The sequence below is a fragment of the Anabaena sp. CCY 9402-a genome (assembly GCF_963920945.1).
GTDB lineage: Bacteria > Cyanobacteriota > Cyanobacteriia > Cyanobacteriales > Nostocaceae > Trichormus > Trichormus minutissimus.
In genome coordinates this window covers 93,862-106,877 of sequence record NZ_CAWUDL010000001.1, presented here as the reverse complement: position 1 = coordinate 106,877, position 13,016 = coordinate 93,862, and the positions used below count along the sequence as shown (strand labels likewise).

Sequence of the window (13,016 nt, the reverse complement as noted above, 5' to 3'; positions counted from 1 at the left end):
TTAAATCAGTGAACAGTTATTAACTGACTGGTAACTGATAACTGTTGATGCTCAATGCCCAATGACTAATGACTAATGACGAATTAACAACATACACAGAAAAATGACTAACTTTTCCAGAAGAAAATTTATTGTTACTACAGGTGCGGCGGCGGCGGCTTCTATCTTGACTCATGCTTGCGCTGCTAATAATTCCAACTCAGCTACCACAGGCGATCAAGCACCCTCAGCCAATCCAGCCGCTAACGTCTCTACAGTAGCTAACGCCCCAAAAGTAGAAACGACCAAAGCCAAACTCGGATTTATCGCCCTCACTGATGCTGCACCTCTAATTATTGCTAAAGAAAAAGGCTTCTTTGCTAAATATGGCATGACCGATGTTGAGGTAATCAAACAAAAATCTTGGCCTGTCACCCGTGACAACCTGAAAATTGGTTCAGGCGGCGGAGGAATTGATGGCGCACACATCCTTAGCCCCATGCCTTATTTAATTACCATCAAAGACAAAACCCCAATGTATATCTTGGCGCGGTTAAATACTAACGGTCAGGCTATTTCTGTAGCAGAGAAGTATAAAGAACTCAACGTCAATCTAGAAAGCAAGGCACTCAAAGCAGCAGCCACTCAAGCTAAAGCTAATCAAAAAGCATTGAAAGCTGGTATTACCTTTCCTGGTGGAACTCACGATTTATGGATGCGCTATTGGCTAGCGGCTGGCGGGATTAATCCAGATCAAGATGTGGTTTTAGAACCTGTTCCACCCGCACAAATGGTAGCCAACATGAAAGTCGGTACTGTAGATACTTTCTGTGTAGGAGAACCTTGGAATGCTCAATTAGTTAGCCAAAAATTGGGTTATTCTGCCCTCGTGACAGGTGAATTATGGAAAGATCACCCAGAAAAAGCCTTTGCGATGCGGAAGGATTGGGTTGATCAAAATCCCAATGCTGCACAAGCTATGTTAATGGCCGTTTTAGAAGCTCAACAGTGGTGCGAGAAACAAGAAAACAAAGAGGAGATGTGTAAAATCTGCTCTGATCGTAAATACTTTAACGTTGCTGCCGCAGATATTATAGAAAGGTCTAAAGGCAATATCGACTATGGTAATGGAAGGACTGAGAAAGAATTTGCTCATCGCATGAAGTTCTGGGCAGATAACGCGTCTTATCCCTACAAGAGCCATGATATTTGGTTCATAACTGAAAATATTCGCTGGGGTTATCTCGCAAAAGATACCAAGATTAAAGAAATTGTTGATCAAGTAAACAGAGAAGATTTATGGAAAAAAGCAGCGAAAGCAATTAGTGTAGCTGATTCCGAAATTCCTACTAGCACTTCTCGCGGTATTGAAACTTTCTTTGATGGTGTGAAATTTGACCCCGAAAAACCAGAAGCATATTTACAAGGCTTGAAAATTAAGAAAGTCTAATTATAGGTGACAGGTGACAGGGGATAGGTGACAGGGGATAGGTTGGATTTCACTATCGTTCAACCCAACTTACATCTGCTGAATACTGCATTTACTAAAATACAAAATACTGTAAAGATTACGGAAATAATAGACAATATGGCTGCTGTTTTAGGAAGTCGGGTAATCAGAAAAAAGTCTCGAAATAATCTCAATAAATTACTTTTAAATAAAGTTGTACCACCATTGGTAGCGTTAGTAATCTTTCTAGGACTTTGGGAACTAGTTTGCTTGTTGCCTAACTTTGAGTTACCGGGGCCAATCGAAACTTTTTCTGAAACTTGGGACCCGTTTATTGTCCATCCTTTCTTTGATAATGGTGAAAGTGATAAAGGTTTAGGCTGGCAATTACTTAGTAGTTTGGGTAGAGTTGCTTTAGGTTTTTCATTATCTGCGATCGCTGGCATTGTCTTAGGTATTTTAGTTGGCGCAAATCGACTAGTTTACAATGCTGTAGATCCCATCTTCCAAGTATTACGAACTGTCCCGCCTCTAGCATGGCTACCTATTTCTTTAGCAGCATTTCAACAAGCTAATCCTTCAGCAATTTTCGTGATTTTCATTACTTCAATTTGGCCAATTATTATCAATACGACAGTTGGCGTACAACAAATTCCTCAAGACTATATCAATGTAGCTAAGGTTTTAAAACTCAAAGGTGCAAAGTATTTCTTAAAAATTGTCTTTCCTGCAACTGTTCCCTACATATTCACTGGATTAAGAATTGGCATTGGTTTATCTTGGTTGGCAATTGTAGCCGCCGAAATGTTAGTAGGTGGTGTAGGTATTGGCTCATTTATTTGGGATGCCTATAACACAACCACAGAAACTAATTTAAGTGAGATTATTTTGGCACTTATTTATGTTGGGTTAGTTGGCTTATTACTAGATAGATTAGTAGGTTTTATTGCCAGTAAAGTTGTAGCAGATCAGAAGTAAGCAATAGGGAAGGGAGAATGAATAACAGTATTACATAGCTGACCTCCCTAAGAGGTTGTTTGAAAAGTTTCAAGAGGTATAAAAATGTCATTCTGACTGGAGCGGAGCGTAAGGTTCGCGAAGCGTTCCGTAGGAAAGAATCTAGGCTTTGTGGCACATACACCAGATGTTTCATTCCGCTACGCTGCATTCAACATGACAAAGAAACAGACTTTTCAAACATCCTCTAAATAAAAACTACGAATTACGAATTACGAATTACGAATTAAAAAAAATGACTACTTTTGTTGAAGTTGACCACGTTGATCGGGTGTTTGATTTACCGAATGGTGGTAGATATATTGCCCTGAAAAATATTGAGTTGAAAATTAAGCAAGGGGAATTTGTTTCTCTAATTGGACATTCTGGTTGTGGTAAGTCTACGCTGCTGAATATCATTGCAGGTTTAGATCGCGCTAGTATTGGCGGTGTGACTTTGGAAGGGCGGGAAATTAGAGATCCTAGCCCCGATCGCATGGTGGTATTTCAAAACTATTCGTTGCTTCCTTGGTTAACTGTCAGAGAAAATATTGCTCTGGCTGTAGATGAAGTTTATCAGGGTAAGCCCAAGGGTGAGCGGCGAGGAATTATTGAAGAACATATTGATATGGTGGGACTGCGCCCAGCAGCTAATAAACGTCCTAGTGAGTTGTCTGGGGGGATGAAACAACGGGTGGCGATCGCCCGCGCTTTGGCTACTCGGCCTAAGTTGTTGTTGTTAGATGAACCTTTTGGGGCTTTGGATGCCTTGACACGGGGGAGTTTGCAGGAACAATTGATGAAAATCTGCAATGAGCATAACGTTACCTCTGTGATGGTGACACATGATGTAGATGAGGCGTTATTGTTGAGCGATCGCGTCGTCATGCTCACCAACGGGCCAGAAGCCCACATTGGACAAATCTTAGAAGTCCCAATTCCCCGTCCCCGTCAGCGTTTGGAAGTAGTCAAGCATCCCAGTTACTATAATCTGCGGAATGAAATAATATACTTTCTCAATCAGCAAAAACTAGCGAAGAAACGTCAAACCCAGCGTTTAGTAACATCTCACACAAGCACAGCCAAAGCCATCCTAGAAATTGGCTTTATGCCCTTAACTGACGCTGCACCTTTAATCGTCGCCAAAGAAAAAGGCTTCTTTGCCAAGTACGGCTTAGACAATATCATCCTCAGTAAAGCCAACAGTTGGCAAGAAATCACCAAAGGTTTTGTCACCGGGAGATTAGACGCAGCCCAAATGCTTGCAGGAATGCCCCTTTCACTGACCTTGGGTGCTGGTAATAAACCTTCAACTCCCGTAATTAACGCCCTCAATCTCTCGCGCAACGCTAACGCCATCACCTTTAGCAAAAGATTGTATAACCAAGGCGTGCATAGTCTGGCTGACTTAAAAGCAGTGATTAACGCTACTCCCGACCAGATTTTCAAATTGGGTATAGTGCATCCAGCATCAATGCAGAACTTAATTTTGCGTTACTGGTTAGCAGCTGGTGGAATAGATCCCGATCAAGATATCAGCCTCACAGTAATTCCGCCCACACAAATGGTTGCTCAACTCAAAGCCGGATACATTGACGGTTATTGTGCAGGAGAACCTTGGAACTATCAAGCTGTGCATGAAGGCTTGGGTTTTGTCGCAGCTACAGCCCTAGATATTTGGTCAGGACAGCCAAAACAAGTCTTAGGAGTACGGGAAGAATGGGCGCAAAAACACCCAGAAACCAACTTAGCCTTAATCAAAGCACTTCTAGAAGCTTGCAAATACTGTGACGACCTCCGCAACCGTCCAGAAATTCTCGAACTACTCTCTCGTTCTGAGTACCTAGATGTAAACCCTGCATACATTCGTCCCGGTTTCATCGACCCCTACGATCGCGGCGACGGTAAACCAGCCCAAGAACTCACAGCTTACAACCAGTTTTACCTCAATAAAACCAACTACCCCAACCGCACAGAAATCTTGTGGATGCTCACCCAGCTAGCACGTTGGAGTATCACACCATTCCCCAAAAACTGGGTAGAAGTCACCGAAAGAGTTTGTCGCGCAGACATATTTGGTGAAGCAGCCCGCGACCTAGGCTTACTAGACATAGGCGAAGACAACCCCATTCACCTATTTGACAGTAAAACCTTCAACCCCTCCGAACCCCTAGACTACCTAAAAAGCCTAGAAATCAAACATCAAATCCGAGTAGAAGAAATCTTCATCTAGCCACTATTCCTCTTCTCTTCTTCTCTTCTTCTCTTCTTCTCTCCCCCTCCGCGCCTCCGCGTCTCTGCGTGAATAAATCCTAAATTTAACAAAGCCATGCAAACAGTAAGAACCACCCAAACAGAAAAACCCCCCACCCCCAAACCAGATAACTTTCTAGTAATTGAAGGTGTCAGCAAAATTTACCCCACATCCGAAGGCCCATACACCGTACTAGATGGAATCGACCTCAAAGTCCGCGAAGGCGAATTCGTATGCTTAATCGGACACTCAGGCTGCGGAAAATCAACCCTACTCAACATGATTTCCGGGTTCAACACCCCCACCGATGGCGTAGTCCTCCTACAAGACCAACCCATCACCGAACCAGGCCCAGACCGGATGATGGTCTTCCAAAACTACTGCTTATTACCTTGGCTAAACGTCTTTGAAAACGTTCACCTAGCAGTAGATGCAGTATTTCCCCACAAACCCCAAGCCGAAAAACGCGCCATAGTCAGAGAACATCTAGCAATGGTGGGCTTAACAGAAGCAGCCGACAAAAAACCCCACCAGATTTCCGGCGGAATGAAACAAAGAGTAGCGATCGCCCGCGCTTTATCCATCCGTCCCAAAGTCTTAATTCTCGATGAACCCTTCGGCGCATTAGACGCAATCACCAAAGAAGAATTACAAGAAGAACTACTAGAAATCTGGCGTGAACATCAAGTCACCGTACTGATGATTACCCATGACATCGATGAAGCTTTATTCCTAGCAGACAGAGTAGTGATGATGACTAACGGGCCAGCAGCCCAAATCGGCGAAATTCTCGATATCCCCTTTTCTCGCCCCCGCAACCGTCGCCGCATCATGGAAGACCCAGAATACTACAACCTGCGGAACTACGCCCTAGATTTCTTATATCGCCGATTTGCTCACGATGAGTAATGAGTGCTGAGTAATGAGTAATGAGTTGTGAGTTATGAGTCATTAGTTTGTCTCCCCTGCGCCCCTAAAATTAGGAGATTAGAATGCTTAAAGAATTATTTTCATTCAAAGATCGTTATCGCATCTTACATCTGACTTGGTTTGCTTTCTTCTTATCCTTTGTGGTTTGGTTTAACTATGCTCCGTTTCAAACAGCAGTTAAAGAAGCCATTGGTTTAACTGAAGGACAAGTTAGAACGATCGCTATTTGTAACGTTGCTCTGACTGTGCCAGCCCGAATTATTATTGGCATGGTTTTAGACAAATATGGGCCAAGAATTACTTACTCACTGTTGCTAATTTATGCAGCTATTCCCTGTCTGGCCTTTGCAATGGCACAGAATTTCAGCCAACTGGTCATCAGTCGCTTGGCATTGAGTATTGTTGGTGCTGGTTTTGTTATCGGTATCCGTATGGTTGCTGAGTGGTTCTCGCCCAAGGAGATTGGGATAGCGGAAGGGATTTATGGTGGCTGGGGTAATTTTGGTTCAGCAGCTGCGGCTTTTATCTTACCTTCTTTAGCTACAGCAAGTGCCGTATTTGCAGCTGGTCAAATTAACTGGCGACTAGCGATCGCACTCACTGGTATTATTGCTGCTGTATATGGAGTCATCTATTTATTCAACGTTGAAGATACTCCCTCTGGTAAAGTTTATCAGCGTCCCAATCGCCACGGTGGGATAGAGGTTACTAGCCAAAAGAGTTTTTGGCTGCTGATGTTAATGAATATTCCCTTAGTTGGCATCTTAGGTCTATTGGCTTGGCGGATCTCTCAAATTGGCTTATTGAATCAAACTCAATTGCTGATTGTTTACCTGTTGTTACTGGGTCTTTACCTCTTCCAAGCCTATAAATGCTGGGATGTGAATAGAGATATGATGCAGGGTAAAAAGCGTTATCCTCCTGAAGAACGTTATGAATTTTCTCAGGTGGCGATTCTAGAGTTGACTTACTTTGTGAATTTTGGCTCAGAGTTAGCAGTAGTTTCCATGCTACCAGGATTTTTTGAGACTACTTTCAGCTTAAGTAAAGTCTTAGCCGGAATGATTGCTGCTAGTTACGCCTTCATGAACTTATTTGCACGTCCCGGCGGCGGTTGGGTTTCCGACACTTTAGGTAGTCGCAGAATGACCATGACTGTATTAACAGGTGGTATGGGTCTTGGTTATCTGCTGATGGGTGGGGTAAGTAGTAGTTTTTGGCTACCTTTGGCGATCGCTTTAACTATGCTTTGCTCATTCTTCGTGCAAGCTGGAGAAGGTTCAACTTTTGCGATCGTACCTTTAGTGAAGCGGCGAGTAACTGGTCAAATTGCAGGTAATGTTGGTGCTTACGGTAATGTGGGAGCTGTAGCTTATCTCACTCTCTATAGTTTTTTACCTGCGGGAGATGTCGGTAATAGAATCTTCTTCCAAACGTTGGGTATTGCTGCACTGATTGTCACTTTCCTATGCTATTTCTTCCTGAAAGAACCCAAAGGCTCGTTTGCTGAACACCATGAGGGTGAAACACCAGAGATGGAAGTAGAAAAATTGCCTATTTTCAGTGAAGAATCCTAGTTTGTAGTGTACCCCTGCGGGGAAGCAAGCTACGCGGAGCGTCTCGCAGAGAGGACTAAAGTCCTCACTACGAACAATAATTAGCGATGACCTACGGTGGGGCGAAGCATCATCACAAATTACCATGATTGAATCTACCAAAACTCTCTGTCCTTACTGTGGTGTCGGCTGCGGCTTAGAAGTTTCACCCCCAGCACAAGCCAATACAGCAACTAATCGAGATAGCCAAGGAAATCCCATTTGGCGAGTGCGCGGCGATAAAGCCCACCCATCTAGTCAGGGTATGGTTTGCGTTAAAGGTGCAACGATCGCCGAATCATTAGATAAAGATAGACTACAATACCCAATGGTGCGCGACTCGTTAGATCAAGAGTTCCGCCGCGTCAGTTGGGATGAAGCGTTTAATCTCATCACCCAACGCATTCAAACTGTACGCTGCACTCAAGGGGTAGAAGCTATATGTATGTATGGTTCTGGTCAGTTTCAAACTGAGGACTACTACATCGCCCAAAAATTAATGAAAGGTTGTTTGGGGACTAATAATTTTGATGCTAATTCCCGGTTATGTATGTCTAGTGCGGTATCTGGGTACATCCAAAGTTTTGGTTCAGATGGCCCTCCCTGCTGTTATGACGACTTGGAATTAACTGATTGTGCATTTTTAATCGGGACAAATACCGCCGAATGTCACCCCATCGTTTTTAACCGCTTGCAGAAATATCACAGAAAAAACCGTCATGTGAAAATGATTGTGGTAGACCCCCGGCGCACACCCACAGCCGAAGCTGCTGACTTACATTTGGCGATTCGTCCCGGTACAGATATCGATTTGTTAAATGGGATTGCCCATTTATTAATGCGTTGGCAGATGATAGATGTTAGCTTCATTGATGACTGTACCAGTAACTTTTCAGCTTACGCTGAAGTCATCCGCCACTATTCACCGGAAGTTGTAGCCCGTCAATGTGGAATCAGTATTGAAGATTTAGAAACCGCCGCCCGTTATTGGGGTAAATCGCAGCGTGTATTATCTTTGTGGTCGATGGGTGTAAACCAATCAACTGAAGGGACAGCAAAAGTTAGAACTATTATTAACCTACACCTGATGACCGGACAAGTCGGTAAACCAGGGGCGGGGCCTTTTTCCCTCACCGGTCAACCCAATGCAATGGGAGGAAGGGAAGCTGGGGGTTTAGCCCATTTGTTACCGGGTTATCGCTTGGTGAAAAATCCTCAACATCGGGCTGAGGTGGAAGAATTTTGGCAATTACAACCTGGGCAAATTTCACCCCATCCCGGTTTAACAGCTTGGGATATGATTACAGGTTTGGAAGATGGGGCTGTAGGGTTGTTGTGGATTGCGGCTACTAACCCAGCTGTAAGTATGCCAGATTTGGAACGGACAAAGAAAGCATTATTGCGATCGCCTTTCACAATTTACCAAGACGCATATTACCCCACAGAAACCTCAGCTTACGCCCATGTCCTTCTCCCGGCGGCGCAGTGGAGTGAGAAAACTGGCATAATGACTAATTCCGAACGTCGGGTAACTTTGTGTTCAGTATTCCGTCAACCCCCACGAGAAGCTAAAGCCGATTGGGAAATTTTTGCGGAAGTTGGGCGTAGATTAGGTTTTGAGGACAAATTCGCCTTTACTAATTCTGCGGAAGTTTACGCGGAGTTTGTTCAATTAACCAGGGATCGTGTTTGCGATATGACTGGTATAAGTCATGAACAGTTACAAATAGAAGGCGCGACACAATGGCCGCATCCCTTAAACACTCAGCACTCAGCACGGGCTAAACGCCCCGCTACCGCTAACAGCACTCAGCACTCAAAAAGACTTTATACTGATTTACATTTTCCTACACCAGATGGACGCGCTAAATTTGGGGCATATTATTCTAAAGGTTTGGCAGAACCACCAAATCCAGATTATCCTTTTGTGTTAACTACTGGGCGACTTTACGGACATTGGCACACCCAAACGCGTACAGGACGGATTGAAAAAATTCGCGCTATGCACCCAGAACCATTTATAGAAATTCATCCCCGTGACGCGGCTAAGTTGGGAATTATCGATAATCAAATGGTAGAAGTGCGATCGCGTCGGGGTCAAGCTCAGTTTAAAGCCAAAGTTACCAAAGCGATCGCACCCGGTACAGTCTTCGTCCCCATGCACTGGGGTTCACTCTGGGCTGACAATGCCGAAGCTAACGCCCTCACTCATCCAGAATCTTGCCCTGATTCACTACAACCAGAATTAAAAGCCTGTGCTGTACAACTAATACCTATCTCTTTGACTATTACAGCTAAAAGTTCTCAACTCCAGTCTTCACAATGGTAAGCTGCTAGATAGTAATTTTATTACCAGAAGATAGTCAATCTTTACTATTATAACTTTTGATGTACTAAAGTTGACTATTACTAAGATAAGATATTTTTAATATAGTAATAAAACATTACCAATGAATCCTCTAGAGTTATCTATAGGATTTTTCTTTTGTTTTTTAATTCTTGAGCTTATATGAAAATGGGTGCAACCAATGAAGAAATTAATCAGGCAAATTTTAGGCTTTACTAAAGATGAAAGTTTCATGTATTTCATAGAACATATAGAGGTAATAGTTTCCAAAATATTATCGATTTTCATGGTAATAGTAATTTTAGTAGCAATTATAGATTTAGGAACTTATATAGTTAAAGAAGTATTTACTACACCCTATGGCGCAATTAATACAACACTATTTAAAGTTTTTGGGTTATTTTTAAATATATTAATTGCATTAGAAATACTGGAAAACATTACAGCTTATTTAAAAAGACACGTTTTTCAGGTAGAATTAGTAATTGTTACTTCCTTAATTGCTGTAGCTAGAAAAATCATTATTCTGGATTTGGAAAAAGTGAGAGGTCTAGATATTATTGGTTTAGGGACTGCGGTTTTAGCCTTATCTATTAGTTACTTAATAATTCGTTCTAGTAATAGACATTAAAAATTTTAATTAGATATGCACAATTAGTAATTTAAAAAATTAAAATTTCAGGAAAATAATAGTATTATTAAAAAATATCTAAGTAGAACAGCGTAAATAATTAAAGGTTCGTAGTAAGGACTTAAGTCCTTACTACGAACCCGATCACATTAACTTTATATTACTTAACATAGTTAGGTTTATTCCCACCGACTTACTTATCATCATTTTTTATACTGGTGAAACTTAGTTAAAAATAAAAACAAATACTAAAAAATTGCAGATAAAATATGACCTTTTCAAGTGATGAAACTCCTAGTAATGAGCAATTACTAACTAAGCGAATCATCTCAATAGATATGTTGCGCGGACTGGTGATGGTTTTAATGGTACTAGATCATGTGAGAGTTTTTTTCACTAATGTTCGCTTCCGTCCTACAGACTTAACCCAGACAAACATACCTTTATTTCTCACCCGTTGGGTAACTCATTTATGCGCCCCCACATTTATATTTCTGGCTGGAGTAGCAGCTTATCTTTTTTTCATTAGCCGACCACAAAGTAAGCAAAAACTCGCGCAGTATCTGATAATTCGTGGATTGTGGTTAGTGTTTCTAGAATTAACAATAATACGTTTTGGCTGGATATTTGACCCAACATACTCTTTTACTGCGGCCGGGGTAATATGGGCAATTGGTTGGTCAATGGTCGTTTTAGCACTATTAATTAGGCTACCAATTCCTATGATAGCTGTACTAGGAATTTTGCTTATAGTTGGACACAATTTATTTGATCATATCCATGCGGAACAACTAGGAACATGGGGTTGGTTATGGGCGGTAATTCATGAACAAAAAATGCTTACTCCTTTTCCTAATAAAATTTTCTTCATTAGTTATCCCCTGATTCCTTGGATTGGAGTAATGGCAACAGGTTATGCTTTTGGGACTATATTTAAACTAGAAAAAACTTTTAGGCTGCGATTGTTGCAATGGTTAGGACTTGGGCTAATTCTGAGTTTTGTAGTTATCCGTGCTTTGAATGTATATGGTGATCCGTACCCTTGGAGAGTAAAAAGCAATTTTTCTTATACGATACTATCGTTTATTAACTGTCATAAATATCCACCTTCATTGCTTTATTTATTAATGACTCTAGGTCTAGCAATGCTCTTGCTCTACTTGTTTGAAAAGCAGCGATGGAGAATTTTTCAACCCCTAGTGTTATTTGGTCAAGTCCCTTTATTTTTTTAGATAATTCACCTTTGGCTCATCCATTTTACTGCTATCTTACTGGCTTTACCCAAATATGGGTTCAAGGCAATTATTATGCCCTTTATAGCTTCCCGCTTGATGCCAGCAGATTATGGATATAATTTGCCAATGATTTACAATATTTGGATAATCATGATAATTATTCTTTATCCTGTGTGTAGTTGGTTTAAGAATTACAAGTCCAATAATCCTCATAAGTGGTTAAAATACTTGTAAATAGTCATCCCATACCTAAAAATAGAACAAAATCACAACTATTAGGATTAAAAACTTAGCCATATATCTAGATGTAGCATTTAACAAGCATTGAGTAAAACTTATTACAACGGCAGAATTTAATGAATTTAAATATAATTTTGGTAATGCAAATATGAATACTTTCTTTGAATTTGAAGCAGATTTTGTTGATTCGCTCCGTTGTATACCCATGCAAGTACGTTATAAACTTGATACCTGTGGTATTAAGCTAAAATTATCTGATTGGCATCACATCACCCAAGCTGAACGGGAAGCTTTAGTTACCTTACCTTGCACAACAGAAGATGAAATTCAAGCTTACCAAGAATATCTCCAGGAATTAATTTTAGAACGCACAGGTACACCTGTTGCCACATTACCGATAGATCCTTATGCCGCATGGTTGGACTCTAACAATATGCCAGTCACTCTGCAAGAAAAAGCCCAAGAAATAGGCATAAATATAACTCTGTCACAGTGGACAAATTTAACACCATTGCAACGTTTTGCTTTGATTAAACTCAGTCGTCATGGACACGAAAACAAGAATTTTCCACGTGCGATCGCCGAATTTAACTTAGTCAATAGTTAGAAGCCAGGAAAATCGGTCATGTGTAAAAATTAGCAAATAAAATTAGGTCTAATACATCCTCATTGAATAATATTTACTTGAACTCGTGATGAATTCAATACTGATACTTTACAAGTTAAGCAAGGACACCGCTATATGGCTGCTAAGAAAATTTTGATGCTGATTGGTGACTATGTAGAAGACTACGAAGTCATTGTTCCCTTCCAAGCTTTGCAAATGGTAGGACATACTGTTCACGCAGTTTGTCCAGACAAGCAAGCTGGTGACAAAGTACGAACAGCAGTTCACGATTTTGAGGGAGATCAAACTTATAGCGAAAAACCTGGACACAATTTCACCCTCAACGCCACCTTTGCGGAAATCAAAGCCGAAAACTACGATGCTTTAGTTGTACCTGGTGGACGCGCACCAGAATATATCCGCTTAAATCAAAAAGTCTTAGAAATAACCCGCCACTTTGCTCATAGTAATAAACCAATTGCTGCTATTTGCCACGGATTGCAGTTATTAGCGGCGGCGGATGTCTTGCATGGTAAGAACTGCACTGCTTACCCAGCCTGTAGCCCCGATGTGCGGAGTGCCGGCGGTAACTATGTACAAATTCCTGTGGATGAAGCGATCGTAGATGGTAATTTAGTCACAGCACCAGCTTGGCCTGCTCATCCCCGTTGGCTAGCAGAGTTTCTCAAGGTACTGGGTACTAAAATTGAGCATCCAGAAGTAGCTAAAGTTTAATTGAAATTATTCATAGG

The 13,016-nt window shown here is 41.5% G+C and carries 10 protein-coding genes; all 10 read left to right on the top strand.

The window, feature by feature from the left end:
- The first annotated feature begins 103 nt into the window (after positions 1 to 103).
- The 10 genes from ACM0OR_RS00460 to ACM0OR_RS00415 all read left to right on the top strand — a co-directional run bounded on the left by ACM0OR_RS00460 (position 104) and on the right by ACM0OR_RS00415 (position 12,999).
- Complete coding sequence (locus tag ACM0OR_RS00460; RefSeq protein WP_414574571.1) at positions 104 to 1,429, top strand: CmpA/NrtA family ABC transporter substrate-binding protein; 1,326 nt, start codon at positions 104 to 106, stop codon at positions 1,427 to 1,429.
- Positions 1,430 to 1,567: 138 nt separating this feature from the next.
- Positions 1,568 to 2,407 carry a nitrate ABC transporter permease gene (gene ntrB, locus ACM0OR_RS00455; protein ID WP_323267065.1) on the top strand — a complete coding sequence of 280 codons (840 nt, stop codon included), beginning with the start codon at positions 1,568 to 1,570 and terminating at the stop codon, positions 2,405 to 2,407.
- 274 nt (positions 2,408 to 2,681) lie between these two features.
- A complete protein-coding gene (locus ACM0OR_RS00450) occupies positions 2,682 to 4,658 on the top strand; it encodes a nitrate ABC transporter ATP-binding protein (protein ID WP_414574570.1) in 1,977 nt (658 codons plus the stop codon).
- 96 nt (positions 4,659 to 4,754) lie between these two features.
- Positions 4,755 to 5,588: a nitrate ABC transporter ATP-binding protein gene (locus ACM0OR_RS00445; protein ID WP_414574569.1), complete on the top strand. Its 834-nt coding sequence runs from the start codon at positions 4,755 to 4,757 to the stop codon at positions 5,586 to 5,588.
- Positions 5,589 to 5,671: 83 nt separating this feature from the next.
- Positions 5,672 to 7,186, top strand: coding sequence for an MFS transporter (locus tag ACM0OR_RS00440; RefSeq protein ID WP_414574568.1), 1,515 nt, complete (start codon positions 5,672 to 5,674; stop codon positions 7,184 to 7,186).
- Positions 7,187 to 7,310: 124 nt separating this feature from the next.
- The gene (locus ACM0OR_RS00435; RefSeq protein WP_414574567.1) at positions 7,311 to 9,533 is read left to right on the top strand and encodes a molybdopterin oxidoreductase family protein; all 2,223 of its coding nucleotides are present in this window, start codon (positions 7,311 to 7,313) and stop codon (positions 9,531 to 9,533) included.
- A gap of 199 nt (positions 9,534 to 9,732) precedes the next feature.
- On the top strand, positions 9,733 to 10,182 hold the full coding sequence (locus ACM0OR_RS00430) for a phosphate-starvation-inducible PsiE family protein (RefSeq protein WP_323267060.1): 450 nt from the start codon (positions 9,733 to 9,735) through the stop codon (positions 10,180 to 10,182).
- Positions 10,183 to 10,451: 269 nt separating this feature from the next.
- Positions 10,452 to 11,414, top strand: a complete 963-nt coding sequence (locus ACM0OR_RS00425) for a DUF1624 domain-containing protein (RefSeq protein WP_414574566.1) — start codon at positions 10,452 to 10,454, stop codon at positions 11,412 to 11,414.
- 391 nt (positions 11,415 to 11,805) lie between these two features.
- Positions 11,806 to 12,264 carry a nitrate reductase associated protein gene (locus ACM0OR_RS00420; protein WP_414574565.1) on the top strand — a complete coding sequence of 153 codons (459 nt, stop codon included), beginning with the start codon at positions 11,806 to 11,808 and terminating at the stop codon, positions 12,262 to 12,264.
- 135 nt (positions 12,265 to 12,399) lie between these two features.
- Positions 12,400 to 12,999 (top strand): DJ-1/PfpI family protein, encoded by a 600-nt coding sequence (locus ACM0OR_RS00415; RefSeq protein ID WP_414574564.1) that lies wholly within the window; start codon positions 12,400 to 12,402, stop codon positions 12,997 to 12,999.
- Positions 13,000 to 13,016: the final 17 nt, after the last annotated feature.

Coding starts and splice junctions, on each gene's coding strand:
- ACM0OR_RS00460 (WP_414574571.1), top strand. CDS start 104: ATGACTAACTTTTCCAGAAGAAAATTTATTGTTACTACAGGTGCGGCG.
- ntrB (WP_323267065.1), top strand. CDS start 1,568: ATGGCTGCTGTTTTAGGAAGTCGGGTAATCAGAAAAAAGTCTCGAAAT.
- ACM0OR_RS00450 (WP_414574570.1), top strand. CDS start 2,682: ATGACTACTTTTGTTGAAGTTGACCACGTTGATCGGGTGTTTGATTTA.
- ACM0OR_RS00445 (WP_414574569.1), top strand. CDS start 4,755: ATGCAAACAGTAAGAACCACCCAAACAGAAAAACCCCCCACCCCCAAA.
- ACM0OR_RS00440 (WP_414574568.1), top strand. CDS start 5,672: ATGCTTAAAGAATTATTTTCATTCAAAGATCGTTATCGCATCTTACAT.
- ACM0OR_RS00435 (WP_414574567.1), top strand. CDS start 7,311: ATGATTGAATCTACCAAAACTCTCTGTCCTTACTGTGGTGTCGGCTGC.
- ACM0OR_RS00430 (WP_323267060.1), top strand. CDS start 9,733: ATGAAGAAATTAATCAGGCAAATTTTAGGCTTTACTAAAGATGAAAGT.
- ACM0OR_RS00425 (WP_414574566.1), top strand. CDS start 10,452: ATGACCTTTTCAAGTGATGAAACTCCTAGTAATGAGCAATTACTAACT.
- ACM0OR_RS00420 (WP_414574565.1), top strand. CDS start 11,806: ATGAATACTTTCTTTGAATTTGAAGCAGATTTTGTTGATTCGCTCCGT.
- ACM0OR_RS00415 (WP_414574564.1), top strand. CDS start 12,400: ATGGCTGCTAAGAAAATTTTGATGCTGATTGGTGACTATGTAGAAGAC.